This is a genomic window from Teredinibacter franksiae, from assembly GCF_014218805.1.
Lineage (GTDB): Bacteria > Pseudomonadota > Gammaproteobacteria > Pseudomonadales > Cellvibrionaceae > Teredinibacter > Teredinibacter franksiae.
In genome coordinates, this window is sequence record NZ_JACJUV010000001.1 from 1533415 (window position 1) to 1560000 (window position 26586).

The window sequence follows — 26586 nt, forward strand, 5'->3', positions numbered from 1 at the left end:
TTAAATTACAGTTGAATTTCTACGCGACGATTCTGAGACCAAGAACCTTCTTCGCTACCAACAGACGCTGGGCTTTCTTCGCCATAGCTAACGGTTTCGATGTATGAAGCATCTACACCTTGCAGAACGAGGAAATCGCGAACTGCATTTGCACGACGCTCACCAAGAGCCATGTTGTACTCGCGAGTACCACGCTCATCGGCATGACCTTCCAAGCGAATAGACTTAGGCGCTGCATTCAAAACTTCTGCGTAAATCATCAGAGCTGAACGCGCTTCTGCTTTGAGTATGGACTGGTCAAAGTCAAAGTAGAAAACAGTAGCCAGGTTTTGTATAGCTTCGTATGGATCAGCTTCTACAACGGGCTCCATAGTGGGCTCTGGAGTAGCAGCAACATCAGCCGCGTCATCATCTTTATCACTGGTAGAAGTACAACCAGCTAATAAACCCAGTACAGCAACCATAGTAAGTAAGGTTTTCAATGTGTTAATCATTTTTATCACTCCCAAGTGTTTGTAAAGCATTAACCTCGTTCCTCACCCTCATTTACTTATTAACGTAAGGAGACCACGCAGGCTCCCTAACATCACCTTGTTTTGAGGGTAATCTGAATTTTACTCCTGCGTCCATGGACACAGCAGCAAGAACACCTTTGTTGTTGTGCTGAGTAGCATACAACAACATCGCGCCATTAGGCGCTATGCTTGGCGATTCGTCAAGCCAAGTCTCTGTGAGAATTCGCATGTCCCCAGACACAATATCTTGCCATGCGATGTGGAACACACCTTTGTAACGGTTAACCATGACAAGACTTTTACCGTCTGGTGAAACTCTTGGCCTGGCGTTGTAATCACCTTCGAAGGTTAAGCGTTCTATACGCCCTGTTTCAAGCCCCACTTGGTAAATTTGTGGGTTGCCTCCACGATTAGAAGTAAATATTAACCCTTTTCCGTCTGCTGTCCAGTTTGGTTCCGTATCAATTGCAAAATGGCGTGTTACACGTGTTAATTGTCGAGTAGCTAGATCTAGCGTATAGACCTCTGGATTTCCATCCTTTGATAAAACCAGCGCCAATTTTTTATTGTCCGGCGACCAGGCTGGCGCACCGTTCAACCCCTGAAAGTTGGTTAATTGTTCGCGTACACCCGTCAGTAGGTTTTGCCTAAATATCGCTGGGCGCGTTGTTTCGAATGAAACATAGGCCACCTGCTTTAGATCGCTCGACCATGCGGGCGACAATAGCGGTTGGCTCGAAGAGAATAGCACTTTGTCTCTGGCGCCATCGGCATCGGCGGTTACCAAACGGTAGCGCCCCGCTCCCGCTCGCTTCAAATCTTCTATGTACAATATCTTAGTAGAAAATGCACCGCGTATTCCTGTGATCGCTTCATATACGGCATCGCTCACTTCGTGAGCAATGTCGCGCAGTTCGCTGGTACTACCCTTTGCTACTTTTTTAAATAGATTACGCTGGCCCAATACGTCGTACAAGGCATATTCGAGCACATATTGATCTGGATTAGTGCCCGCCGCAACGCCAGCCTGCAGACGGCCAATCACCAAGAATTCTGCACCCAGAATACGCCAATCACGATAAAAAACATCGCGCTCATAATGCGGAGTAGACAGCATATCGGCCTTAGGGATAGGCCGAAAAAAGCCACTTCGCTGTAAATCGGCGGCAACAATATCTGGAATATTTTCTCTATGACCTTCAGTGCCGGCAAAGGGCACAATCGCAATGGGAGCAGGGTTGTCCATTCCCTGGGTGATTTCGATCATCAACTCTGCCTTTGTAACAGCGCTGAGTTGCAACGCCAATAACAGCAGCGCCAATCGTTTTATCATTGTCTCAAGTCCTCTGGCTGAAAGCCCAAACTAAATTTGCGAAAGTGCCGCTCAAAAAGGGCAATAGGGATATTTTTAATTTCAGGAAACGATTCTACTTTTTTAACCGCAGCAATTGCCGACCTATCGAAAGCGAGATTACCACTGCTGGTTTTAATATTCACATCTACAATCCTGCCATTGGGAACTAGGTCAATAGCTAGCTCGCATCGCATGCCGTTTCTTGCGGAAGGTGGGCGGCTCCATTTCTGTTCAATACGCCGGCGGATCATGTCAGCGTAGCTCGCAGCTTCTGTTACATACTCCTCTTCTTGCAAGAGCCCCTCTTCTTCCAGTAAGGCCTGCTCAAATTCCTGCTGCAAGTCTTCTTGCCGACGTTGTTTAGCCTGTTTTTGCTCTTCTTCCAGTGCTTGCTTACGCTTCAGCTCCTGCTCACGCTTTTTCTTTTCTGCCGCTTTCTTAGCTTCGGCCTCTTTCTTTTTGGCTATATCCTGTTGTCGTTTTGTCTCGGCTAGCTTCTTTTTTCTTTCCTGCTCTTTACGCTTAGCTGCCACATCAACCACTTTGGGCTTTTTCTTCGCAGATGCTTTTTTCTTCGATTTGGGTTTAAGCTCAACCAATTTGGCTTCTATATATTGCGGAACTTTGATTTTCCTTGGCTCTGCCGACTGCTCCCAGCCTAACGTCAGTACCGCAATGACCACCGAGTGCAACGCCAAGCTGACGGCGATAGGGATAACGTAATAGAGCAGTATTCTCATTACTCAACCGACGGCTCTGTCACCAACCCAACGGATGGTGCGCCTGCAGACTGCAGATGCGTCATCAGCGCGACCACCAGACCGTACTCTACTTTGGCATCACCCCAAACCAGTACCGGTGTATTGGGCTTTTGTCTCAGCACTTTCGCGACCGTATCGGTAATGTCTTTAAGTGGCTTGGCTGTTTTTTGCTCACCTCCAAGATTCAGGTAGTAGGTGCCGTCTGGACGTACCGATACTATCAACGGCTCATTGTCTTTATTTTCCATTGGCGACGAAGGGGCCTGCGGTAAATCGACTTTCACGCCTTGCATTAATAGCGGCGCGGTCACCATAAATACCACCAACAAAACCAACATCACGTCGATATAGGGTACGACGTTGATTTCCGCCATAGGTTTGCGCTTAGGTTTATTAGCCATGGTTCGCCTCAGTTCGGTTTTGCGTGAACCTGCCGGTGAAGGATGGCCGAAAACTCTTCAGCAAAGGTTTCGTAACGCGTCGTTAAGCGTTCCGCGTTCGCTGAAAAACGGTTGTAAGCTAATACCGCCGGTATTGCCGCAAATAAACCCATTGCGGTGGCCACCAACGCTTCCGATATACCCGGCGCTACTGTAGCCAACGTTGCCTGATGCACATTCGCCAAACCGCGGAAGGAATTCATTATTCCCCACACGGTACCAAACAGGCCAATATAGGGGCTTACCGATGCGACACTCGCTAAAAAAGATAAATTGGCTTCTAGCTTTTCTTCCTCCCGCGTCAAGGCTACCCGCATTGCACGCTGAGTACCCTCCATTATCGCATCGGGGTCGGTGCTACCCTGCTGACGCAAACGGGTATACTCCTTGAAGCCCGCGCGAAAAATGTTTTCCACACCCTCTATCGTGTGTTTGTTGGCGTTGCTATTCCCCTGACGGTATAGCTGCGTGAGATCGGTACCCGACCAGAACAGTGATTCAAACGCACTGAACGCTCCGCCAGCCTTACTCTGGTAAATCCCCCGCTGAACAATCATCACCCAGGAGACAATCGAAGCAATAAACAATAACAACATCACAATCTGCACCAACAAACTCGCGTTTGCGATGAGATAAATAATGGATAAGGGTTCCTGATTCATCGGATAAACTTTCCCCAAATGTTACGTCGCCCACAGGGCAATCTAAAAAATTATAAAACAGTTATGCCATGTACTTATGGACTGGCATTCACCTTAAAGATTCATTTCTCTAGGGGAAGGTCGCCCTGCTTAGCATCACCCTGGATTTTGTCGGGGGCTATCAAGCCAAAATGCTTATAGGCGTTTTGCGTCGCCATTCGCCCGCGCGGTGTACGCATAATATAGCCCTGCTGAATAAGGTAAGGCTCTAGCACATCTTCTATGGTGTCGCGCTCCTCGCTAATGGCTGCCGCTAGACTGTCGACCCCTACCGGCCCGCCGGCAAATTTTTCGATAAGCGCCAACAGCAGGCGCCGATCCATATGGTCAAAACCGTGCTCATCCACATTCAGCATGTTGAGCGCGAGATCCGCCATTTTTTCTGTGATAACGCCCTCGCCCTTAACTTCGGCATAATCTCGAACACGCCTCAACAAGCGATTCGCAATGCGCGGTGTGCCGCGAGCGCGGCGAGCAATTTCAACAGCACCACCCCCCTCAATAGCCATACCCAGTAAATCGGCACTGCGAGAGACAATATGGGTGAGGTCTTTAACGTTATAGAACTCCAACCGCTGCACAATGCCAAACCGGTCTCGCAGCGGTGATGTAAGCAGCCCTGCTCGAGTCGTGGCGCCTACCAACGTAAATTGTGGCAACTCTAACTTAATAGACCGGGCCGCGGGCCCTTCACCTATCATAATATCCAGCTGAAAATCTTCCATGGCCGGGTATAAAATTTCTTCCACTACGGGACTTAAGCGATGAATCTCGTCTATGAACAACACGTCACCGGGCTCGAGATTAGTCATTAACGCAGCTAGATCACCGGCTTTATCGAGTACCGGCCCAGATGTGGTTTTTAGGTCGCCCTCCATTTCCGTCGCGATAATATTGGCCAGCGTGGTTTTACCCAAACCCGGCGGCCCAAAGATTAAGGTGTGATCCAACGCTTCTCCGCGCTTTTTAGCCGCGCCGATAAAAATCTCCATCTGCTCTTTCACCACGGGCTGACCCACATATTCAACCAAGGTTTTGGGGCGTACGGTTCTATCTAGGCGCTCTTCCCGGGGTTGAGCGTGGCCATCGATGATGCGATCTTGTTCAATCATGAAGTAGGTTTAAGATGGAAAGTCGGAACGGGTCTCATTATGCAGGGATCATACCCCGTAATGCCAGTTTGATCAGGTCTTCGCTGCGGCTTATGTCTCCATTGGCCACTTTTGAAACAGCCTTGGCTGCCTCTGTTGGTTTATAGCCCAAAGCCACAAGCGCACTTTCGGCGTCGGCAATAATCTTATTTTGTGATGCAGGGCCCGAACCTAACGCAATAGGTTCTTCCCCCTCGCTTGTAGTAGCGGGAACAACCCATGCTTTTAGCTTGTCTCGCATTTCGATTATTAGGCGCTCGGCGGTCTTTTTGCCCACACCCGGGACTTTGACCAAAGCCGATACATTGTCGTCCATAATACAGCGCACAATATCGTCAGTTTCCATCGACATAATACCCACAGCCATCTTTGGGCCAACGCCATTCACTTTTATCAACAGCCGAAAAAATTCCCGATCTTTTTTTGAGATAAAGCCAAATAGCTGCTGCGACGTTTCGCTTACCGCAAAATGCGTATGCAGCAAAACAGGCTTTTCTAATTCTGGCAGGCGGTAAAAAGTAGACATGGGGGCCAGCAAGTCATAGCCAACACCTTGTAATTCGACCATAAGCTGCGGCGCCTGTTTTTCCACCAATAAACCGTTAAGACGACCAATCATATTTTTTAACCTTTAGGGCTCCTCTATTTATCCGTTCAGCTAGAGCGACCGCGCCGAAACTTTGTCGCGCCTGCCCGCGACACCAGGCCACTAAAGGTGTTTGCATGGCAAATGGCAACCGCAAGTGCGTCGGCGGCATCTTCCGGTGGCGACGCTGGTAATGCTAACAAGGTTTTTACCATATGCTGAACCTGCAGTTTATCGGCCGCCCCTGTACCCACCACAGCTTGCTTTACCTTTCGCGCTGCGTATTCCGACACCGGCAGATCCTGATTGACCGCCGCAACAATGGCCGCACCTCTGGCCTGCCCGAGCTTCAGCGCCGAACCTGCACTTTTCGACATGAAGACATTTTCAATAGCAAATTCCTGCGGCTGATACTGTTCAATTATTTCAGTCAGAGAATCGAAAATCACCTTGAGCCGCTCGGCTAAACAGTCGGCCACCAACAGCGGCGCGGGAATTCGAACCACGCCACTGGCTACATAGGCCAAACGGGAGCCTTGCGCATTGATTATGCCGTAGCCCATTTTTCTAGAGCCAGGGTCTACGCCAAGAATTAGCGGCATGAACGGTTCCTGATGAAAACGGAAAAATTGGGCCAGTAACGACCAGCTACAGACTTTAACAAAAAGGCGGCAACAAAACCCGAACGGCTACCAATTGTTTACACCGGGACACATTAATACTTCACTGAACAGCCATAGGCCTTGGTCACCGGCTGACTCACCGGCTTACCCGCTGCCAGCTCACTCATTGCCTGAGAAATATAATTTGTGGCTTTGGGTATATCGGCCGGGTCGGCGGAGCGAATGCTATCGATACCGCCCATATAGCGCAACACTCCAGCTGCATCAATGATATACATGTGCGGCGTGGTTTTTGCCGCATAAGCTCGGCCAACATCACCACTGGCGTCGATAAGCGTATAACTTGGGCTCGCACTGCGATCCTTGGCCAGCGCGTTTGCTTTAGTACCGGACACAAAGCCCTGCTTACCTTCGGCAGAAGAAATAATCGTTAACCAAACCGTATCGTCATTGACGAATTGCTTTTGCAAAGACTGCATATTGCTACTGTCGTAGTGTTTACGCACAAACGGACACTCATGATTTGTCCACTCGAGTATCACCGTTTTACCTTTAAGGCTTGCCAGTGCAACCATATTGCCATTGGCATCTTTCGCAGCAAACTCCGGCGCCGGCTGGTTAATCACGGGCTTAGCCGCAATGGGGAGCGCGAAGCTCAACAGTAAACCCGCCAATAATGGTGTAATAATTTTTCGCATATTCATACCCTCCACACATGATTTAATCGTTATTCAACCGAGCGCTCAAAACGGAATTCCCAAGCACTCTGCCCGTCAAGAATTATAATGCCGCCCACGTCACGAGGAAGCCTGTAAAAATCCTCGGCTTTACGCTGGCGAATCCGCAGCATGTTATTTTTCCAAAAAAATTCAGTTTGATCCGATGCCATTACAAGCTGTTCATTCAACGGAAAAAAAACCAGTTGCTCTACCTCCGCAAAAAGAGGGTTGCGGGTATAGAGCGTGAACTCAATGTAATCCCCCTCGGCAGACAGGCTCCCCCCCATTAGCGCCAATTTTTTCGGCACCTTCGCGAGCGCCGAGGAAATTAAACGGCTATGGGAAGATACACTAACTTTCTCGGCAACCGGGAGAGTAAGGTTTAACTCGGCACTTCCCGGAATACAGAGTTCCTTGCATACCAACCAACTGGCGTGCAGATCCAAGCTGACTTGTTTGCCCGAAAAATCTTTCGCTAGTGAGAGCTTTACCGGTAGCACCACGTGCTCATAACCATAATTTACTAATGGCCCAAATGGGATATTGTGAGGAGCAGGCCACAAGGGTTCGGAGGCCGTCAGGCCCCCGGGGAGCTGCCAGGTCAATTTAGGCGGCATTCCGGAGTCACCAGGGTTACGCCAATAGACATGCCACCCCTCCTCCGGCTGCAGGTCCAGAGCAACAAACGCGTCACCACCCACGGCCAATGCTTCGACTGCCGTGACTAGCCGCACCTGAATATGCGGCTTTTCGATAAACGCACTAGCGAGACTATTGGCAACACCACTAAAGGACAAACCCGCAGCGACCAGAAGTATTTGAGTTAAACGTCGCATTCGAACAACCATAAATTCATCTAAAGTTAACAGAGCATACAGATGCCTCCATGGCAACAACAACGATTTACGCTAAGATAGTCAATATCTCAACTAATTCCCTTATCCCCGCATGAAGTCGTTTATTGCACCTTTTCTAGGCAGCGCCCGCGATCTATTGCCTATCGTGCTCGTTATCGCTTTTTTTCAAGCTGTTGTTTTACAGCAAACCTTGCCCGATGTGTTTGGCCTATTGTTGGGCCTGCTCATGGTGGTGGTGGGCTTAACGCTGTTTATCCGCGGCCTTGAAATAGGGCTATTCCCAGTAGGCGAAAGCCTAGCACATGCCTTTGCACGAAAAGGTAGCCTATTCTGGCTACTGGTTTTCGCATTTTGCCTCGGCTTTGGCACCACCGTTGCTGAACCAGCACTGATCGCTGTTGCGGCAGAAGCCGCCGTGGTTGCCGCTGAAGGCGGCATGATTGTGGATTCGTCGCAAGCCAAAGCCAGCTATGCCCTAGGCTTACGGCTCACGGTCGCTGGAAGCGTGGGTTTTGCCATTTTGGTAGGGGTTTTACGGATTCTCAAAGGGTGGCCAATTCAATATTTGATCATTGGCGGATACGTGCTCGTTATCATCGTCACTATGTTCGCCCCTAAAGAGATTATAGGAATAGCCTATGACAGCGGAGGTGTTACCACCTCAACCATTACCGTGCCGCTGGTGACGGCATTAGGGGTTGGCCTTGCGTCCTCAATCAAGGGCAGAAACCCAATGATCGACGGCTTTGGACTCATCGCCTTTGCCTCGTTAACGCCTATGATATTTGTGATGATATACGGAATAGCCCTGTGAACAGGAAAACAGCCCATATAGACAGGCACCCAGCATGACCCTTATTACAGATTTCTTTCAGGTTCTGCTGGCTACTGCGCGCGATGTGGTGCCTATTGTAGCCATTATTTTTGGCTTTCAATTTTTTGTTATTCGCCGCCCTATTCCTGCGTTGCCTAAAGTCTTAACCGGTTTCACTCTGGTGATAATCGGACTGGCCTTCTTTTTGTTGGGGCTAGAAAAAGCACTTTTCCCGATTGGCCGACTAATGGCAGAGCAGCTCACAGCACTCAACGGCTCAAGTACCGGCTTTCTCTGGGTGTACCTTTTTGCCTTTGCTATAGGCGCAAGTACCACCATTGCCGAACCATCGCTTATTGCTGTGGCCATAAAGGCCAACCAAGTCTCGGGCGGCACGATAGGTGTCTGGGGGCTGCGCTTAGCTGTCGCGCTCGGCGTTGCCATCGGCATTACACTTGGCTCTTGGCGCATTGTAACCGGCTACCCCATTCATTGGTTCATCATCACAGGCTACGCGGTTGTTGTAATTCAAACCTACTTCGCACCCAAAATAATCGTGCCATTAGCCTACGATTCCGGTGGTGTTACAACCTCAACCGTTACTGTACCTCTAGTAGCAGCCCTCGGCTTGGGCTTGGCCGAAAACATTCCGGGGCGAAGCCCTTTAATCGATGGCTTTGGCCTTATCGCCTTCGCAAGCCTTTTCCCCATTATGTCGGTTATGGCTTACGCCCAAATATCCGCATGGCGGGCAAAACACGACAAAGACAAATCACCACCCAAAGAGACTAACCCGCGAGGTTTAAATAATGCGCTTTAAACTCATACTGGTATTTGCAGAAGATGCCAAAACAGATGTAATTATGGCCGCCGCACGGGAAGCCGGAGCAACGGGCGCAACCGTAATCAATAACGCACGCGGTGAAGGCCTAAAACAGAAAAAAACTTTTTTTGGGCTTTCCTTGGAGACTCAACGTGACGTACTACTTTTTTTAGTAGAAGAACACCTTAGCCGACCAATACTAGAACGTATTTCTGACGTAGGCGAGTTTGATTCATCTCCAGGAACTGGAATCGCCATTCAAGTTGATGTTGAAGACGCCGTCGGCATTGCCCATCAGGCGAAACAATTGTCAGAAATAATTGAGGACGAATTATGAACCGTAAAGTCATCACCTGCCGTGACGTTATGAACCAACGTTTTGCCATTGTCGATGGACTAACGACCATTTCCGAAGCGCTTAAAATAATGAATGATCATAGCTACAAAAAAGTCATTATTAACAAACGAGACGAAAATGATGAATGGGGCCAGGTGCTGCTCTCCGATATTGCCAAACATGTCATCGCAAAGGACAGGTCGCCCGAACGGGTCAACTGCTACGAAATTATGGCAAAACCGGTAATCTCCGTGCGCCCGAAAATGGACATAAAATATTGCGCCCGGCTTTTTAACTCCTTTGGCCTATCCTCCGCACCGGTTATTGAGAACGAGCAAGTCATCGGAGTTGTCAGCTATAATGATATAGTATTGAGTTGGCTGGACTACTTAGAATCAAGGGGAGATTAGCACCGATTTTCGCTTATGCCATCTATAAAAGCAGTTCATTTTTATCTGATTCTCGCTGCAAGTTGGTTAATACCAGCTCTCCTTAGCAGCGCTGCTCTCGCTAGCGAGAAAATTATAGCCATACCTATTGTTGATAACAACGATAGGCGTCAAGAACACAATTACGAACTATTTCAAATTGCATTAGACGCTTCTCAGGATAAGTTTGGCCCTTATAAACTGCAACGAGCCAAGCACTTTATGGAGAATCAACGCCTGCTAGAGGAGTTGGTCAAGGGAGACAAACTCACCGTTGGCACCTCCATGTACAGAGCGGAATGGGCCGATAAAATCATATACATTCCATTCCCAACGTTAAAAGGCCTTGCAAGCTACAGATTGTTTTTAACCTTACCCAAACATCAACAAGCACTATCAAAGGTTAACTCGCTAGATGACCTGAAGAAATTTAAGGTTGGTCAAGGTTACGGCTGGTCTACAAATCGAATACTCAATGACCACGGTTTCAAAACAATAACCAGCGATTCCTATAGTGGATTATTCCGAATGCTAAACGCCGAACGTTTCCCGCTTTTTATGCGCGGTGTTTATGAAATTCTCCCAGAGTTAGAGACCTTCTCTCATTTAGCGCCGCAGATGGAGGTAGCCAAAGGAATTGCCGTATACACCTACTTACCGCTCTATTTCAACGTCACCAAGAAGCAACCTCGCCTAGCCAAGCGACTGGAATACGGTTTGCACAAAGTCTTTGAATCCGGGGAAGCCGATAGTCTATTTTATAGACACTACCAGACATCGATTGACCTACTAAATTCTGACAGCCGAAAAGTGTTTCATGTTGACAACACCAACCTTCCCGATGACTTTTATACGCGGGATAAAAAATACCTGCTCGACATTAATAATGTCGAAACGACACGCAGTAAAACCAGAAGCGCACCAGGGACTATCGGAATCTAATGATTTTCTATTAGCCCAAAACGTACAGCATTAAAACAGCAAAGCAATACCATTTATTAAGTGTGCAAACCTATTTCTTCAAAAATATTTTTACCCCAATTTAGCTGTAACGCTTAATTTATAGCCTGAGTTCGCACTGGTATAAAGCCTGCTTACCTGTACTGCACATTAAACAACCAGCTCTACATGGAGCAGGTGATTTTTAATCGCTATCTTCGATTGGCCTGCGTGAAACCCGCACATCCCTGTACTTCATTCAATTAAACTTTCAACATCGACTAAATGGCAGGTATATCCACCCAGAAACGCACATCATCGCACTCGTGGCCAGATAATTGATTGTAGGTCCAGTTATAGCCGGTTTTAAAGTTGTTAATATCGGCTGTATTGGGATTACTCAAACCGGACGAACCATTACGGTGACCCGTATACCCGTTGTCGCCAAAGTAACTCCTGCACTCATTTAAAACCTGTGCGTCCAACGAGCGATTACTGTTCATTTGGTCTGATATGGGATGGTCACCCGAGCCATAGCCCGTCCAAGCGGAGTGGCACTGACGCATCATTCCCCAGTTTTGTTTTGTCGCGCCAGCATTAAACGCATCACCACTCTTGTCGTCACCGTAGGCATAATTAGTATTCATCAATTCCTTTTCCATCATTACCGATGCAAGGAAACTGCTGCCAGCACCAGCATCCTAGTATGAACGCTTATTTGCCCCCAGGCCCGACACGGTATAACAACCGCAGCTCATTCCACTTGGGCACGACAAGGCAGAAGGACAACTGCCCGTACCACAGCTTCCGCTGCTGTCAGATGCACCGGCTCCACTACCGGCTTATTTTCCCAGCCCCAACCGTCTCCATCGGGGTCAGATGACGCACTCCCGCAGGTTGGATAGTTACTCGCCCCGTCACTGGAACTCCCGCTGTTACAGGTATCAACCACACAGCTTTGGTTGTTTTCCCAGCCCCATCCATCAGCATCCGGGTCCGACGATGCGCTACTACAAGTAGGGTAAGCTCCACTACCGCTAGAGGCTACGATACAGCTTTGATTATTCTCCCAGCCCCAGCCATCACCATCTGGGTCTGCAGAAGAGCTGCTACAGGTGGGATAGTCTTGAGCCAATAGGTTTGCACAAAAGAATACCGAAAAAGCCATAATCGCGACGGATGAAATCTTTTTAAATTTAGTTATTTTCATTGGGATCTTCTCCAAATTTGTATTTGGGAGGCTATTTCGTTCGACTTCAGAAGGCTCGTCGCGTAAAGTAACCGGTTACAAATACAGTTTTTGAACAACAATGCCGCTCGAATATTCCAAACACTACAATTAGTATCCGAAAAGCACTATATGCCGTTCTTTAGCTCTATTTCGGACCATTAAAAATACTAACTTAGTGATTTATCTTCGTATATATAATAAACAGCGGTAAACAACTCCTGTATGAGTACACTATTTTTCTATCGAAGCCTTGGCAAGACGATCCAACACAGTTAAATGTCGTATGCGCCTATGAACCACACGAGCGTCATTAACAAAGGAAGGTAGCGCTCACCACAAAACCGCTCGTAGCCTTAGTCGCTTACTGTTCAAATACTAAAAGACCGTACCATTGTCAGTTCGGGTTTTTAATTAAAAGCCTGACGATGACCTACTCTCACATGGCGCACCATCGGCAGGACAACCGATTACACGACCTTCAGGTCGCCCGAAGGGTGAGGCACAGGGATGTGCCGAGTGAACCGCCACCTAAAAAGTTGCGCTTCACAAAGCAAAAACCCCAGCACATCTCTGTACTGGGGTTTTTAATTAGAAGCCTGACGATGACCTACTCTCACATGGCGCACAATCGGCAGGACAACCGATTACACGACCTTCAGGTCGCCCGGAGGGTAAGGCACAGGGATGTGCCGAGTGAACCGCCACCTAAAAAGTTGCGCTGCGCAAAGCAAAAACCCCAGCACATCTCTGTACTGGGGTTTTTAATTAGAAGCCTGACGATAACCTACTCTCACAGGGCGCACCATCGGCAGGACAACCGATTACACGACCTTCACTTCAGGTCGCCCGGAGGGTGAGGCACAGGGATGTGCCGAGTGAACCGCCACCTAAAAAGTTGCGCTTCACAAAGCAAAAACCCCAGCACATCTCTGTACTGGGGTTTTTAATTAGAAGCCTGACGATGACCTACTCTCACATGGCGAAGCGCCACACTACCATCGGCGATGCATCGTTTCACGTCTGAGTTCGGGATGGGATCAGGTGGTTCCAATGCTCTATTGTCGTCAGGCAAACTGGTATCACTTTAACCCTCTTCAGCGGCTAACTACTGGCTACCCTAAGGCAGCATCGCGGAAATTATGACAAATAATTTCAGTGAAATAAGGTGGAAATGAAAGAAGTTTTATTCATCGCACTTAAGCTTTACTTAAGTATCTTATCCAGCTGTTGTTAAACAGCACTCGATAACGTGTTGACTTAGTTATCGCTTGGAATCGTAACGTTTTCGATCTCAAAGTCGTTAAACTTTTCAATCGTGCCAATGTTTTATTCATCGGCTTGTCGACTTAACTTATTCCAGAGTTACCGATCGCTCAGTTCTCTCTGTTATATGGTCAAGCCTCACGGGCAATTAGTACTGGTTAGCTCAACGCCTTACAACGCTTCCACACCCAGCCTATCAACGTCGTAGTCTTCAACGGCCCTTTAGGGACTTAAAGTCCAGGGAAAGCTAATCTTGAAGGAGGCTTCCCGCTTAGATGCTTTCAGCGGTTATCCCGTCCGAACGTAGCTACCGGGCAATGCCATTGGCATGACAACCCGAACACCAGGGGTTCGTTCACTCCGGTCCTCTCGTACTAGGAGCAACTCTTCTCAACTTTCCAACGCCCACGGCAGATAGGGACCGAACTGTCTCACGACGTTCTAAACCCAGCTCGCGTACCACTTTAAATGGCGAACAGCCATACCCTTGGGACCGGCTTCAGCCCCAGGATGTGATGAGCCGACATCGAGGTGCCAAACACCGCCGTCGATGTGAACTCTTGGGCGGTATCAGCCTGTTATCCCCGGAGTACCTTTTATCCGTTGAGCGATGGCCCTTCCATACAGAACCACCGGATCACTATGACCTACTTTCGTACCTGCTCGACTTGTCAGTCTCGCAGTCAAGCTGGCTTGTGCCATTACACTAACCTCATGATTTCCGACCATGATTAGCCAACCTTCGTGCTCCTCCGTTACTCTTTGGGAGGAGACCGCCCCAGTCAAACTACCCACCATGCACTGTCCCCAATCCCGATAAGGGACCTAGGTTAGAACCTCAAACATATCAGGCTGGTATTTCAAGGTTGGCTCCACATAGACTAGCGTCTACGCTTCAAAGCCTCCCAGCTATCCTACACAAATAGGTTCAAAGTTCAGTGCAAAGCTGTAGTAAAGGTTCACGGGGTCTTTCCGTCTAGCCGCGGGTACACAGCATCTTAACTGCGATTTCAATTTCACTGAGTCTCGGGTGGAGACAGCGTGGCCATCGTTACGCCATTCGTGCAGGTCGGAACTTACCCGACAAGGAATTTCGCTACCTTAGGACCGTTATAGTTACGGCCGCCGTTTACCGGGGCTTCGATCAAGAGCTTCTCCGAAGATAACCCCATCAATTAACCTTCCGGCACCGGGCAGGCGTCACACCCTATACGTCCACTTACGTGTTTGCAGAGTGCTATGTTTTTAATAAACAGTCGCAGCCACCTGGTCACTTCGACCACCAACAGCTTACGGGGCAAGCCCTTCACCGTCAGCGGCGTACCTTCTCCCGAAGTTACGGTACTATTTTGCCTAGTTCCTTCACCCGAGTTCTCTCAAGCGCCTTGGTATTCTCTACCTGATCACCTGTGTCGGTTTACAGTACGGTCGTCTGTTACCTGAAGCTTAGAAGATTTTCTTGGAAGCAGGGCATCAACCACTTCGTCCAATACAGGACTCGTCATCAGCTCTCAGCCTTAAGGGCCCGGATTTACCTAAGCCCTCAGCCTACAGCCTTAAACATGGACAACCAACGCCATGCTGGTCTAGCCTTCTCCGTCTCTCCATCGCAGTAACAGCCGGTGCACGAATATTAACGCGCTTCCCATCGACTACGCATTTCTGCCTCGCCTTAGGGGCCGACTAACCCTGTCCCGATTAGCGTTGGACAGGAAACCTTGATCTTCCGGCGGGGGAGTTTTTCACTCCCCTTATCGTTACTCATGTCAGCATTCGCACTTCTGATACCTCCAGCAAACTTCTCAGTTCACCTTCACAGGCTTACAGAACGCTCCCCTACCATGTCCTAAGACATCCGCAGCTTCGGTTACCAGTTTGAGCCCCGTTAAATCTTCCGCGCAGGCCGACTCGACTAGTGAGCTATTACGCTTTCTTTAAAGGATGGCTGCTTCTAAGCCAACCTCCTAGCTGTCTAAGCCTTCCCACATCGTTTCCCACTTAACTGGTATTTGGGACCTTAGCTGGCGGTCTGGGTTGTTTCCCTCTTGACAACGGACGTTAGCACCCGCTGTCTGTCTGCCATGATTGCACTCCACGGTATTCGGAGTTTGCATGGGGTTGGTAAGTCGGGATGACCCCCTAGCCCAAACAGTGCTCTACCCCCGTGGGTGAGACATGACGCACTACCTAAATAGTTTTCGGGGAGAACCAGCTATCTCCGGGCTTGATTAGCCTTTCACTCCGATCCACAGGTCATCTCCTCATTTTTCAACATAAGTGAGTTCGGTCCTCCAGTCAGTGTTACCTAACCTTCAACCTGCCCATGGATAGATCGCCCGGTTTCGGGTCTATTGCATGCGACTCGACGCCCTATTAAGACTCGATTTCTCTACGGCTCCCCTAAACGGTTAACCTTGCCACATACAATAAGTCGCTGACCCATTATACAAAAGGTACGCGGTCACTCCGAAGAGCTCCCACTGCTTGTATGCACACGGTTTCAGGATCTATTTCACTCCCCTCACAGGGGTTCTTTTCGCCTTTCCCTCACGGTACTGGTTCACTATCGGTCAGTTGGGAGTATTTAGCCTTGGAGGATGGTCCCCCCATGTTCAGTCAAGATATCACGTGTCCCGACCTACTTAATATGGAAACAATGGCCTTTCGTATACGGGACTATCACCCTGTATCGTTAGACTTTCCAGACTCTTCTACTGGACCATTATTTCTCGGCTACTCCCCGTTCGCTCGCCGCTACTAAGGGAATCTCGGTTGATTTCTTTTCCTCCGGGTACTTAGATGTTTCAGTTCCCCGGGTTCGCCTCTTACACCTATGTATTCAGTGCAAGATACTCCTAAAAGGAGTGGGTTTCCCCATTCAGAAATGTTCGGATCAAAGCTTGTGTGCCAGCTCCCCGAACCTTATCGCAGGCTCCTACGTCTTTCATCGCCTCCAACTGCCTAGGCATCCACCGTGTGCACTTATTCACTTGACCATATAACACAGATAACTGCGCCATAAACTCACGAATAAGTTTTTAATGTCGACTTATTTACAATTCTCTCTGATACTAAACACGCTATTAATGCCCTCTTCATAAACCCTAGCTATAAGGCTTAATTACAACAAAGAACACCCTAGTCCGCGATTAACACCAGTCGATAACTAAGTGTCTCTACACATTGTTTTGAATGCTGTCATAACAACAATTGCACCGGATAAGCTACTTAATTAAACTCTCATTTCCAAGCATTGGCCTAAACCAATACCCAGTCGTGAATTGTTGTAATCGCTTAAATGCAATGTTTTACAACTTCTTTCATTTCCAAATTTTTAAAGAACTTCTCGTTCGGCGTGTGCCGTTGAGAGGGTGCGTATCTTACACTCAGATCCAAATGAGTCAAGCAGTTTTTAAAAGAAATATTGCACTTCTGTTTGATGATGGTTTTGTACTCAATTGACGCCCAACACCACACACTCCAATCAGAGAAAAAACGAGCCGCCTCGAAGCCATGTTAAGATGGCCGACAACAAAATAGCTATGCCGCTGCAGACAATGCCAAACGGCTCAAAAACCGCAATGACCAGACCTAAACGCCAGAAATCCATTCTTGTAATTCGATTGAGCCATGTCACCGACGTGGTGCTGGCCAGCCCCATGGCGCATTTAATCAAAGGGCACGCCGAAAACGTGCACCTTACTTGGTTAGTTGAATCTCGCTACCTGGGGTTACTGCAAGGGCACCCAGACATAGACAAAATCATCCCTTGGGACAAGCAGCGCTGGCAGTGGTTGTTAAAGCGAGGGAAACTCATAGGGCTGCTGCGGGAGGCGCTAATTTTGAGGCGGCTACTGCGCCGCCGAAACTATGCGTTGGCCCTCGACTTACAGGGGCTGATGATAAGCAGTTTTTTTGCCTGGCTGAGCGGCTCACGCATTCGCATTGCGCTAGGCGCGACACAGGGCAGCAACTGGTTCGCAACTAAGACAATCTCCCGCAATATCGGTGAGGAAACCCAGCTTGGCTCAGAATACCGCTATCTGTTAAGCCAATTAGGTATGCCCGACAGCCCCTGGAATATCTATATTGCGCCCCCCACAGAAAGCAAGCCAGCACTCGAGGGAAAACTCGGTTTTAACTATACAAAAGAGCGCTATGCGGTCATTTGTCCTTTTTCCGTTTTTCCCGACAAACGATGGCCTGATGAACATTGGAAGCAAATCGCGCTGAGAATTCGCGGCCGATACAAACTCAAAACCGTCATCTTGGGGCTCGAACGTGATGCCCAGCACGGACAAAGCATCGCTTCCGCCATTGGCGCCATTACCCTTGCGGGCAATACGTCGCTAAACGAAGCCACCGAGGTTATTCGCCACTCGGAACTCGTTCTGGGAATTGATACCGGGCTGACGCATATAGGCCACGCATTTAGCATTCCCACCATTGGTCTTTTTGGGCCAACATGCCCGTATTCCTATGCGGGGGTAGAAACCAGTAAAATAATCTTCCTCAAGCGATATTGTTCACCCTGTAATAACAAGCCCATATGCAAAGGTCAATTTGAGTGTATGACAGAAATAACCCCTGATATGGTGCTCTCCGAAATCAAGCCTCTTATGAAGCTTGCTCAAGAACACTAACCTTTTTATACGAAACGATAAGCACAATATGAAAACACGTAACAGGACAGTAAGCCTGCTCGTTGCCTGTATATTTAGCGCGAGCGCTCAAGCAACCGAGCTTTATTTACCTCTTAACCTCGACACGCTAGCGGAAAGCAAAATAGAGCAACTTTTCGTGCTTGCGGATACACCATTGGTTAAGCGGCCCTACACAGTGAGTAAAGTTGAAGCTGCTGTCGATAAAGTAAAAGACAGGCACCCAGCACTAGCGAAAAGCATTCAAACATACTTGCAACGCTTCAAGCAGAACATCAATGTTAGCCATGCAACTCTGAGCCTTAGCACAAATGACGAAGCCAACCATACCTACGCGAATGATCGTGGTGAGAGCACAAACTCTAACTACCACCTCAGGGTGAACGGTTTTGCAAAGGTTAACGACTCCATCATGCTTAATGTAGGTGGCCGATATAGCTCGGATGCAAACCGCGACAATAACGCAATACTGGACGGAACATTTTTATCGGTAGCAAAATACAATGTTCAGCTCGATCTCGGATATCGGGAACACTCCTTCAGCCCATTCCAATTTGGCAATATGCTGGCATCTACAAACGCACCGTCACTCCCGAGTATTACCGTTTCAAATCCAGATACCTACGCATTTTTGGGCTTCAGCTATGAACTGTTCTGGGGCCAGCTGTCCGAGTCGGATTCGATCCTAAGCGAAGATGGCACTCAACGATTAACAGGCAACCCAAAGCTTTTGGGTATGCATGTTGGCTTTGCCCCACTGGAAGGCTTCGCTATTGGCTTTAATCGTCTACTTCAATATGGTGGTGCCGACAGGGACGAAAGCATAAGTTCCTTGGCCCAAGCCTTTTTTAACGTGAAATCAAACGAAAATGCAGGCGCCGGTAAAACTGACTTTGGTAATCAGCAGTCCTCCATCAATACCAGTTATACCTTTGGCGGCGCTGCGCCACTGTCGCTATATATGGAATATGCAGGTGAAGATACGTCTCAAACATCTGGCGTACATCTAGGAAACACATCCATTATGCTGGGTGCCTACTTCCCGAAGATTACCGAACACTTAAGTCTCCGCTACGAATTCGCCGAGTGGCAAAATGCTTGGTATACAAACGGAAATTACGGTGACGGCCTAACACATGACAACTTGATTTTGGGGCACTGGGGGGCAAACGAGCGTGTATTTAGCTCAGCCGTGGGCTCCAATAATCATACCGCTAAGCTTATTTATGCTACCCAAAAACACAGCCTAATTACCACGCTAAAACAAGTTCAAAACGAACAGTACTCATCGATTGATTACAGCCCGGGACAGGAACTCTCCCTTGATTATTCAAGGGCTTTTAGCCGCTACCGTTTCGGCATGAAGCTGACCTCAGGTACGAGCGTATTTGACCAAAATTATTCTCAGCTCTCGGGGTATGTACAATGGTAAATATCAGAATCTGTCTTATCGCAGCCCTAGCCCTTATTCTGCCCCCTGAAATATTGGCTGCAGAATTTCAAGTTGGCGTTGGGATTACCCAAAATTATATCGATTCAGATACAGGGAACGAGCAAGTCGACGGCAACACAGAAAACGGTATCAGTGAGGCCGTAAGTCTAGTCGTTCGCAAGCGGTACAAAGGCAAATATCTGCTGGGAGCAGGTATTGATCTGTCCAATATTAACGGGGATCGATACCTCGGCATCCGTGCAATAGACTATCAATATATCCTTCTAGAAAATACGCGGGTCGGCGCTTTTATTGGGGCTGCATCGATCAACAACAGCCTTCCTCAAAACGGCTATTACCTAGGTTTTCACCTAACCCAGACAAATATTTTTAACTTTTTCGATTTTGGTGCCGAGCTACGATACGGCAGTGGTCTTGCTCGCGACCGATTGCTAGGTACCGACCCACCAGGAGATAAACCTGACATGTTTATGGATATTACCTCACTCGGAGCCGTACTCAGCAAACGATTCTAACGCAATGAAGAGCGCCCACTCGTGTTGGGCGCCTTCATAGTAACCTGCCGGTAAGGCTTTCGGAGACACCTTCTTGTCCTCAGCAGAAACTCAACAAAAAAAGCGTATCGCCATCCTTATAGACAGCCTATATGGCGGAGGTGCGGAGAAGGTCATGCTTACTTTGGTATCGACACTTGTTGAGCTAGGCCATGACGCCCAAATAATCGTACTGTCGAAAAATGTTGACTACGAAATCCCGATGCATTGCACCGTTCACTCTCTTTACGATAAAAAAGTAAAGTTAAAAGGTTACTTTAGAGGAAAAAAGCACGCACGAAAGCTAAAACATTTGGTCTCGGAGCTGGAAGAAAAAAGTGGCGCGTTCGATTTATTTATCGCCAACCTGGAAGAAACTTATCGCATCGCATCGGCCTGTAATTTCGATCGCATTTATTATGTGATACATAACTCAATTATCGAAACCCTCAAACGGACTCGGCTACTCGGCCCCATTAAATACTTCTATCTAAAAAGTATACTCAGAAAACTCAAAGGTAAAGACCTGTTAACCGTATCGAAAGGGATAGAGCAAGAGCTGCGTGACACGCAAGTAATTCAAGCTAGGTCAGTTCAAACAATTTATAACCCGTACGATGTTGAATCCATTCAAAAGCTCGCGCAAGAAAAAGATTCTGGTATCCCCCTGGAACCCTACATCATCCACGTAGGACGCGCAGCGCGACAAAAGCGACACGACGTTTTGTTCAAGGCCCTTAAACATATAAACCCGAAGTATAAGCTGGTTTGCCTAGCAAACGACATAAAAAAGCTGAGCGCTCTAGCCAGCTCACTCGGCGTATCTGATCGCGTTATATTCCCTGGATTCCAGAAAAACCCCTACCCCTGGATAGCCAACGCGAAAGCAATGGTACTGAGTTCGGATTATGAGGGCTTTTCCAATGTACTCATTGAATCTGTCATCTGCGGTACCCTCCCGGTATCGACCGATTGCCCACATGGCCCAAATGAGATACTAACAGGGTCTTTGGCGCAATTCCTTTCTGAAAGGAAAAACCCGCAACAGCTGGCCGAAAAGGTCAACGCCGCACTTGAGTCGGCGCTTGCCCCAGCAGAGTGCGCTGTTTTAACCAAAGTCGACAATCAGCTGGTTGCTCAGCGTTACCTCTCTCTCATAAAGTAAGCGACGCACCACTCTATGAATTATCAAACTTTTTTAATCAATCTTGATAAATCCATTGACCGACTGGCCGCCAGCACCGAAATGCTTAATGCGCTAGGGCTAGAGTTTGAGAGAGTACCCGCTATCTACGGTGCAGACTTGCTAGCGGAAGACGTCGCTCAGGCATACACCACTAGCACAAGTAATCGCTATCACAAAGAACTCAATCTAGGTGAGATAGGCTGTTACCTGAGCCACAGAAAAACGTGGGAATTAATTATCAAACGAAAGCTAGACTTTGCATTGATATTTGAAGACGACTTTCTACCAAAAGTAGAGTCTATTAGCGAAATCATTACACTGGTCAATCAAATTCAAACACCCTGGCATTTAATAAAACTTATGGGCAAACATAAGCGCGCAGACGAGATTTGCGCCCACCCGATGAAGGAATTAACCTTCAGCCTACTCAAAAAAGTGCCAACCCGAACAGGCATGCAAATTGTAAGTAACGAGGGCGCCAAACGGCTTCTTGCTTCATCCAAACCTTTCAGTCGCCCTGTAGATGTTGACCTCCAGTACTGGTGGGAAAAAAACATCTGGGTGCATGGTATTCTGCCCTATCCATTTAAGTCAAATAGCGAAGGCAGTAGTGAAATTGAAAAGTTCTCAAATAGAAAAGCGGCGAAGAAAAGCCGATTAAAAAAATTGGGCAACAAAATAAGCTTTACCCTGAATACGCAGAGACAGGCCAAAAAACTCATACAAAGAGAACCACAGCTGCTTACCCCGCCTTTAGGGTAAAAAAATACCTTCGGCTCCCGCAGCTTACCCGATAAGGCCTGAGGTGCGTAATTCAGTAAGTTCAGTAAGTTCAATGGGCGACGAAAAGTAGGTGCTCTCGGTAGGCATAAAACACCCTAATAGAAGCTGGCCTCACCCTCAGGCCTTGTTTTAAAGCGCCTATGTACCCAGAGGTACTGTTCAGGGTTTTCCCGTACTCGCGCTTCAATAAATTGATTAATTGTAACGGCATCTTCATGCTCATCACCCGAAAACTTTGACTTTATAGAAGGATAAAGAGAAATGTGATAACGACCGTCAGGCTTTCGCGTGGTCACCCAGGGTATCACCTCTGCGCGACCCGCCTTAGCCAATTGCGCTGGCGCCTTGACAGTAGCGGTGTTAACACCAAAGAAAGGTACAAATACACTGCGTCGTTTTCCGTAATCCTGATCGGGTGCGTAATTTACCGCCCGCCCCTCGCGCAGAGCCCGAACAATTTTGCGAACATCCCCATTTGGGATTACACCACTCTTACTGTTTCGCCGAATTCTCCCCCATGCTTGCACATACTCATACACGGCGTTTTTATGTGGCCGGTAAAAGCCATCTATTGAAGTCACTGTATTGACGCAGGCCGCACCAAACTCAATCGCCGTAAAATGTATCCCCATAAACAGAACACCGCTTTCAGTTTTTTGCGCGGCAACTAAATATTCCAATCCGCTGATAGTGAAGGCATTTTTTACTCTCCAGGTCGGCCAAAACCAAGCCGCACCACTTTCAAACACCCCAATCCCTGTGGATCTAAGTGTCGATCGAACCAACGCATTAACCTCTCGCTCGCCTAGCTCCGGATAACATTTTTCAATGTTAATCTTCGCAATACGTTTTCGGCTAATGGGCAAAACATAGAGTAAGTCCCCCAAACGACGCCCGAAGAATCGCTGTACTACCATTGGGAATAGCTGCACTAGCAACCACCACAGCAGCATAAGTAACCAAGTTATCAGATAGCGTGGATGCAATAGTTTATTGTCGAACTTTATTTGAGACATCAGCCATTTTTTATTGAAGTGAACGATAGATTTCAACCAAGCGTGTTGCTTCACGTTCAATTGTATACTTCTCAAGCACACGCGTTCGCGCCTGCGCTCCCATTTCCACAAGACTAACCTCATCAGCAAGCAGGTGACTGAGGCGACTCACAAGGGCTGCTAGACCCCCCACTGGGATTACGTAGCCATCTACCCCTTCACGCACTACTTCTGGCCAAGCCCCAGCCTCCGTTGCAATCACCGGCACAGCGCAACTCATCGACTCCAGCACGGTTAACCCAAATCCCTCCGTGCGACTGAGTGCAGTTATTAGCGTCATTGCAGACATTATAATAGGCACCTGCTCAAATTTCTGCTCCCCCAAAAAAAGCACCCGATCCGACAACCCGGCAGCCTGCACTTTGGACGCCAAAGACGCTAGCCATTCACGCTCACGCCCCTCTTCAGCGCCAACAATAACAGCGGAATATTCCGGTAGTTTAGGCAGCACCTGCAGGCAGGCCTCCACAAACAGGTCCACGCCTTTTTGTGCGCGTACACGCCCAAAAATACCAATACATTTGGGCGTGATGACACCAATGCTTTTTAGCACTTCCTGTTTATTATCCCGGGGCTGATAGATTTCAGAATCTATACCATGAGGCACAATAGCCTGCGGCTTAAAGCGGAGGTAAGATGCGGCCGCTTCACAAGTGGATATAACCGCATCCATTTTACCCATCAACCACCGACTAAAGCGTGAATGATGGCGTTGAGCCGTAGAGGTAAAAAGAATTTTTATCTCGCAGCCAAACAAATGCTTTAGCAGCAGCGCCTGAATCATTTCATTATTCCGGCGAGCGTGAAAGATTCTCGGCTTGCCACACGTCAACGGCGACCGCAAAAGGCGAATTGCCTGAAAAAAGCTAATCGACAAAGAAGCGTCCGGCATGTGATACTTACCTAATACCTTTAGGGGAATTACGCTCCTCTGAACCGACATAGTTTGCAGCATAGTGGAGGTAACACCCGAAAAGCGGGAATTCGAATTCCCCAAAATCACCACTACTTCAGCATGCTCTTCCACCATAAGACCCACTTCTGTTATTCACTGGATATTTATTTTGATTTCAGCTGGGCATTATACCTCGTACACAACATCATGCTTTACTAAAATGACCGAACCTCTGCATATATACCATACTCTCCTGTCTCGCGGTTTTGCCGGGTCAGAGAGATCCACGGCGGAATCCTGTAATGCCCAATGCAAGGACCACCAAGTAACGCTCATTTTACGTAAAGATCACCGCAAAAACGGTAGAAGCATCGTCGACCATCTGGATAGCCGGGTTACGATTAAAACGATATCTCACCATGTCTTCCCGCGCCTTAAACTTGGCAAACTGGTTCAAGAGGACCAGCCTGACGTGATTCACACTCACCTCAGGCGCTCCACTCGCATAGTTTCGAAAATTCAAACCCACGCAGCTAAAATAGCGACGCTTCACATTGCGATTAACGGCAAATGCTTCTTAAAAATGGATGGCCTGGTGTGCAATGCACGCTGGCAATTGGAAGCAGTCCCCGCGAACTACACGGGTAAATGCCATAAAGCTAACAACTCCCTGTCGCCGCACCGGCGCTTAAGTGTTGCGGAAATATTTGAACTAAGAAGCTCTCTAAACATAAGCCACGAAGATATATTGATAGGCGGTGTTGGCCGATACCACCCTAGTAAAGCGTGGGATACGCTCATAAAAGCCTTTAAACAACTGCCCGGCTACAACAATACAAAGCTTCACATTTTTGGCAGTGGGAATCAGGAAGAGCAACTGAAGAAACTAGCCGCAGACGACAATCGCATCGTACTCGCTGGCTATCGAAATGATATTAAAGACCTGTACCAAGCATTCGATATACTCGCCTGCCCCTCAAGGTTCGACCCACTTCCACGCGCCATACTTGAAGCTATGGATGCAGGAACCCCTGTCATTGCCTCGGACGCAGGCGGCTGTAAGGAGCTAGTTAACGATTACGGTGGACAACTATTTGAGTGCGACAATACAGAGAGCCTCACCCGAACACTAGCCACTTGGCTTAAAAGTAAACCTGCTCGACACCGGCCAGACCTTAGTGCCCACCACCTAGAAAACACCAATAAGGCTATGATTAACTTCTACCGCGAGTTAATTGCCAAAAAACAACACTTAAGCCACACCCCCTCGTTGGCTACAGGCAAATTTGAGAATGAGCAAAAAGGCCTAAAATTAACCGGAAGCTCGCGTAAATAAATCGTTACTGGCGAACAACAGGAAAGGAATGCATACACTCAGTTCAGTGGGCATAGGGGAGCGTTTCTCGACTATTCATCTGAACTAACGAATGACATACGCCAGATCGCAGCGCAATTGGCGCCAAAAATAGGCTATCATTAATCCTAAAAATAGTTGGCTAAAACGTCAATTACACCATGATAAGGCTAGGGCTCGTCTTGTGAAAATCAGTGTTATCTTTACCACTTACAATTCGCCAGAATGGCTACAGAATGTTCTCTGGGGGTTTGATTATCAGGATGATGATCATTTTGAAATTGTGATTGCCGATGATGGCTCACGGGAAGAAACCCGTAAACTTGTCGAAAAATTCTCCGTCTCATCTAGCAAAGCCGTACAGCATATCTGGCAGCCTGACGACGGTTTCCAAAAATGTCGAGTGCTTAACAAGGCTATTGTTGCGGCCAAAGGTGAGTACCTAATATTCACCGATGGCGACTGTATTCCTCGAGGGGACTTTGTTACCACCCACCGGAAGCATGCAGAAGCAGGGCGCTTTCTATCCGGGGGCTACTTAAAGCTTCCCATGAAAGCGAGCAAACAGATCACCCAAGAGGACATCAAGCAAGGCAACTGCTTCGACGTCAACTGGCTCAAGTCACAGGGCATGACTAAAACCAAAGGCTTTATGAAGCTAAATGCTGGCCCACGAAAAGAAGCCATCTTCAACGCGCTTACCCCCACCAAACCTACATGGAACGGGCATAATGCTTCTTGCTTTAAACAAGACGCTCTCACCATTAACGGATACGATGAACGGCTTAGGTACGGCGGGCTGGACCGAGAATTTGGTGAGCGACTCGAAAATGCGAACATTCGTGGCAAGCAAATACGCTATAGCGCCGTTGTCGTTCACTTAGATCACGCACGGGGTTATGAGAGCCCAGAAGATTGGCAGCGCAATCGCGATATTCGACAATCCGTCGCTCAAAATAAAACGGTTGCCACCGAACACGGTATTCAGCAGCAAAACCTGTAGCGTTGCCGAATCACCCATTACCGGCTACAGCAACAACACCCGAATATCGGCGAGCCCGCTCGACCAGGTGCAGGGCGCAAGCGACAACCAAGCATACGCCCCTCAAGTCAAAACATAGGAA

At 48.1% G+C, this 26586-nt stretch carries 25 protein-coding genes, 2 rRNA genes and 1 pseudogene; 12 read left to right on the plus strand and 16 right to left on the minus strand.

Annotation, left to right across the window (positions count from 1 at the left end):
- Positions 1-5 precede the first annotated feature (5 nt).
- From pal to H5336_RS06215, 10 genes are all read right to left on the minus strand, one after another.
- Complete coding sequence (pal, locus tag H5336_RS06170; protein ID WP_185232409.1) at positions 6-494, minus strand: peptidoglycan-associated lipoprotein Pal; 489 nt, start codon at positions 492-494, stop codon at positions 6-8.
- 52 nt (positions 495-546) lie between these two features.
- A complete protein-coding gene (gene tolB, locus H5336_RS06175; RefSeq protein WP_185232411.1) occupies positions 547-1848 on the minus strand; it encodes a Tol-Pal system beta propeller repeat protein TolB in 1302 nt (433 codons plus the stop codon).
- Positions 1845-2609 (minus strand): cell envelope integrity protein TolA, encoded by a 765-nt coding sequence (tolA, locus tag H5336_RS06180; protein WP_185232413.1) that lies wholly within the window; start codon positions 2607-2609, stop codon positions 1845-1847. The genes tolB and tolA overlap by 4 nt, the downstream gene beginning before the upstream one ends.
- Positions 2609-3031, minus strand: a complete 423-nt coding sequence (tolR, locus tag H5336_RS06185) for a protein TolR (protein ID WP_185232415.1) — start codon at positions 3029-3031, stop codon at positions 2609-2611. Before tolR ends, tolA begins: the two co-directional genes overlap by 1 nt.
- Positions 3032-3039: 8 nt before the next feature.
- Positions 3040-3732, minus strand: a complete 693-nt coding sequence (tolQ, locus tag H5336_RS06190) for a protein TolQ (RefSeq protein ID WP_185232417.1) — start codon at positions 3730-3732, stop codon at positions 3040-3042.
- Between the two features lie 101 nt (positions 3733-3833).
- Positions 3834-4883 carry a Holliday junction branch migration DNA helicase RuvB gene (gene ruvB / locus H5336_RS06195; RefSeq protein ID WP_185232418.1) on the minus strand — a complete coding sequence of 350 codons (1050 nt, stop codon included), beginning with the start codon at positions 4881-4883 and terminating at the stop codon, positions 3834-3836.
- A 37-nt stretch (positions 4884-4920) separates the two neighbouring features.
- Positions 4921-5541, minus strand: coding sequence for a Holliday junction branch migration protein RuvA (gene ruvA / locus H5336_RS06200; protein ID WP_185232420.1), 621 nt, complete (start codon positions 5539-5541; stop codon positions 4921-4923).
- 35 nt (positions 5542-5576) lie between these two features.
- Positions 5577-6110, minus strand: coding sequence for a crossover junction endodeoxyribonuclease RuvC (ruvC, locus tag H5336_RS06205; RefSeq protein ID WP_185232422.1), 534 nt, complete (start codon positions 6108-6110; stop codon positions 5577-5579).
- A 113-nt stretch (positions 6111-6223) separates the two neighbouring features.
- A complete protein-coding gene (locus tag H5336_RS06210; protein WP_221627994.1) occupies positions 6224-6829 on the minus strand; it encodes a redoxin domain-containing protein in 606 nt (201 codons plus the stop codon).
- A gap of 29 nt (positions 6830-6858) precedes the next feature.
- Positions 6859-7686, minus strand: a complete 828-nt coding sequence (locus H5336_RS06215; protein ID WP_185232426.1) for a protein-disulfide reductase DsbD domain-containing protein — start codon at positions 7684-7686, stop codon at positions 6859-6861.
- Between the two features lie 112 nt (positions 7687-7798).
- Here H5336_RS06215 and H5336_RS06220 point away from each other — a divergent pair, with 112 nt between their 5' ends.
- The 5 genes from H5336_RS06220 to H5336_RS06240 are packed head-to-tail and all read left to right on the plus strand — an operon-like array spanning position 7799 to position 11051.
- On the plus strand, positions 7799-8521 hold the full coding sequence (locus tag H5336_RS06220) for a DUF1538 domain-containing protein (RefSeq protein ID WP_185232428.1): 723 nt from the start codon (positions 7799-7801) through the stop codon (positions 8519-8521).
- A 34-nt stretch (positions 8522-8555) separates the two neighbouring features.
- Entirely contained in the window at positions 8556-9341 is a 786-nt protein-coding gene (locus H5336_RS06225; protein ID WP_185232430.1) for a DUF1538 domain-containing protein, read from the plus strand.
- Positions 9331-9681, plus strand: a complete 351-nt coding sequence (locus H5336_RS06230) for a P-II family nitrogen regulator (RefSeq protein WP_185232432.1) — start codon at positions 9331-9333, stop codon at positions 9679-9681. Before H5336_RS06225 ends, H5336_RS06230 begins: the two co-directional genes overlap by 11 nt.
- Complete coding sequence (locus tag H5336_RS06235; RefSeq protein WP_185232434.1) at positions 9678-10091, plus strand: CBS domain-containing protein; 414 nt, start codon at positions 9678-9680, stop codon at positions 10089-10091. The genes H5336_RS06230 and H5336_RS06235 overlap by 4 nt, the downstream gene beginning before the upstream one ends.
- Positions 10092-10106: 15 nt before the next feature.
- Positions 10107-11051, plus strand: a complete 945-nt coding sequence (locus H5336_RS06240; protein WP_185232436.1) for a transporter substrate-binding domain-containing protein — start codon at positions 10107-10109, stop codon at positions 11049-11051.
- A 278-nt stretch (positions 11052-11329) separates the two neighbouring features.
- On the opposite strand, the pseudogene H5336_RS06245 reads toward H5336_RS06240, so the two are convergent.
- The 4 genes and pseudogenes from H5336_RS06245 to H5336_RS06260 all read right to left on the minus strand — a co-directional run.
- Positions 11330-11734 (minus strand): annotated as a pseudogene (locus H5336_RS06245) (lysozyme family protein); the annotation flags it as partial.
- 68 nt (positions 11735-11802) lie between these two features.
- On the minus strand, positions 11803-12258 hold the full coding sequence (locus H5336_RS06250) for a carbohydrate-binding domain-containing protein (RefSeq protein WP_185232447.1): 456 nt from the start codon (positions 12256-12258) through the stop codon (positions 11803-11805).
- A gap of 974 nt (positions 12259-13232) precedes the next feature.
- A 5S ribosomal RNA gene (gene rrf / locus H5336_RS06255) occupies positions 13233-13348 on the minus strand.
- A 321-nt stretch (positions 13349-13669) separates the two neighbouring features.
- Positions 13670-16538 (minus strand): 23S ribosomal RNA (locus tag H5336_RS06260).
- A gap of 585 nt (positions 16539-17123) precedes the next feature.
- Here H5336_RS06260 and H5336_RS06265 point away from each other — a divergent pair.
- The 5 genes from H5336_RS06265 (at position 17124) to H5336_RS06285 (ending at position 22137) form a co-directional block, all read left to right on the plus strand.
- Complete coding sequence (locus tag H5336_RS06265; protein ID WP_185232449.1) at positions 17124-18185, plus strand: glycosyltransferase family 9 protein; 1062 nt, start codon at positions 17124-17126, stop codon at positions 18183-18185.
- A 28-nt stretch (positions 18186-18213) separates the two neighbouring features.
- Positions 18214-19635, plus strand: a complete 1422-nt coding sequence (locus H5336_RS06270) for a capsule assembly Wzi family protein (RefSeq protein ID WP_185232451.1) — start codon at positions 18214-18216, stop codon at positions 19633-19635.
- On the plus strand, positions 19629-20171 hold the full coding sequence (locus tag H5336_RS06275) for a hypothetical protein (protein WP_185232453.1): 543 nt from the start codon (positions 19629-19631) through the stop codon (positions 20169-20171). Before H5336_RS06270 ends, H5336_RS06275 begins: the two co-directional genes overlap by 7 nt.
- A gap of 73 nt (positions 20172-20244) precedes the next feature.
- Positions 20245-21354, plus strand: coding sequence for a glycosyltransferase (locus H5336_RS06280; RefSeq protein ID WP_185232455.1), 1110 nt, complete (start codon positions 20245-20247; stop codon positions 21352-21354).
- Between the two features lie 15 nt (positions 21355-21369).
- A complete protein-coding gene (locus H5336_RS06285; protein WP_185232457.1) occupies positions 21370-22137 on the plus strand; it encodes a glycosyltransferase family 25 protein in 768 nt (255 codons plus the stop codon).
- A gap of 116 nt (positions 22138-22253) precedes the next feature.
- Here the strand turns inward: H5336_RS06285 and lpxL are convergent, their stop codons facing one another.
- Positions 22254-23228, minus strand: a complete 975-nt coding sequence (lpxL, locus tag H5336_RS06290; RefSeq protein ID WP_313557699.1) for an LpxL/LpxP family Kdo(2)-lipid IV(A) lauroyl/palmitoleoyl acyltransferase — start codon at positions 23226-23228, stop codon at positions 22254-22256.
- Positions 23185-24243, minus strand: a complete 1059-nt coding sequence (locus H5336_RS06295) for a glycosyltransferase family 4 protein (protein WP_185232461.1) — start codon at positions 24241-24243, stop codon at positions 23185-23187. The genes lpxL and H5336_RS06295 overlap by 44 nt, the downstream gene beginning before the upstream one ends.
- Positions 24244-24328: 85 nt before the next feature.
- Here H5336_RS06295 and H5336_RS06300 point away from each other — a divergent pair, with 85 nt between their 5' ends.
- Positions 24329-25444, plus strand: a complete 1116-nt coding sequence (locus H5336_RS06300) for a glycosyltransferase (RefSeq protein WP_185232463.1) — start codon at positions 24329-24331, stop codon at positions 25442-25444.
- A 202-nt stretch (positions 25445-25646) separates the two neighbouring features.
- Positions 25647-26465 (plus strand): glycosyltransferase family 2 protein, encoded by an 819-nt coding sequence (locus tag H5336_RS06305; RefSeq protein ID WP_185232465.1) that lies wholly within the window; start codon positions 25647-25649, stop codon positions 26463-26465.
- Positions 26466-26586: the final 121 nt, after the last annotated feature.